This is a genomic window from Microbacterium sp. HSID17254 (assembly GCF_003989315.1).
Taxonomy (GTDB): Bacteria; Actinomycetota; Actinomycetes; order Actinomycetales; family Microbacteriaceae; genus Microbacterium.
Window position 1 is genome coordinate 1 of record NZ_RBLT01000197.1, and the last position, 763, is coordinate 763.

Annotated in this window: 1 protein-coding gene; it reads right to left on the reverse strand. The window is 74.3% G+C overall.

Going from position 1 to position 763, the window contains the following annotated elements; all coding sequences use genetic code 11:
* Window positions 1-119: 119 nt before the first annotated feature.
* Window positions 120-763, reverse strand: a 644-nt coding sequence (locus D8M34_RS18565; RefSeq protein ID WP_446723750.1) for a thiolase family protein, incomplete at its 5' end; no start/stop codon positions are given.

Here is a 763-nt window from a genome sequence, read left to right on the forward strand (position 1 = left end):
GAGCGGGTGCGTTAGTCGCGCAGATGGTGGCTGGGGGTGGGCATGGTCGGGGCGCCGGGACCGCCCAGGTGTTGGAGGAGGCGGATCTGGCGGGCGTGGTGGGTGAGCGTGTCGGCGACCTAGGAGTCGGCGCCAGCGGTGTCGGCCAGCCACGCCAGCGGCAGCGGGGCGAACGCCTGGTTGACCTGGAAGGGGCCGATCGCGTCCAGGGGGAGGGCGGAGCGCGTGAGCGCCTTGTCCGTCGCGCGGCTCGGGGCGCTCAGCATGATGACCGGGTCGGCACCGGCCAGCCCCCCGGTGTGCACCCGGGCGATCGGGGTCCGACCGAGCTGCCCCGCCTTCTCGCTGGTGGTCATCAGCAGCGCGGCGGCCCCGTCGGAGATCTGCGAGGAGTTGCCGGCGTGGATCACCCCGCCCTGGTCGGCCTCCTTGAACACCGTCTTGAGCTGGGCCAGGCCCTCCAGCGTGCCGCCCCGGCGGACGCCCTCGTCGGTGGAGACACCCGCGACCGGCGCGATCTGCCCCGCGAACCGGCCGTCGTCCTGCGCCTCGGCGGCGCGGGCGTGCGACAGCAGCGCGAACTCGTCGAGCTGGGTACGGGAGAACCCCCACTTCTCCGCGATCACCTCCGCGCCGGCGCCCTGGGTGGGGGCCACGCCGTAGCGCGCGGCGAAGGCCGAGCCCAGCGGGTCCTGCCCCTGGCTGGAGGAGAACATCGGGACACGGGTCATGGACTCGACCCCACCGGCGACGGCGACGTCGT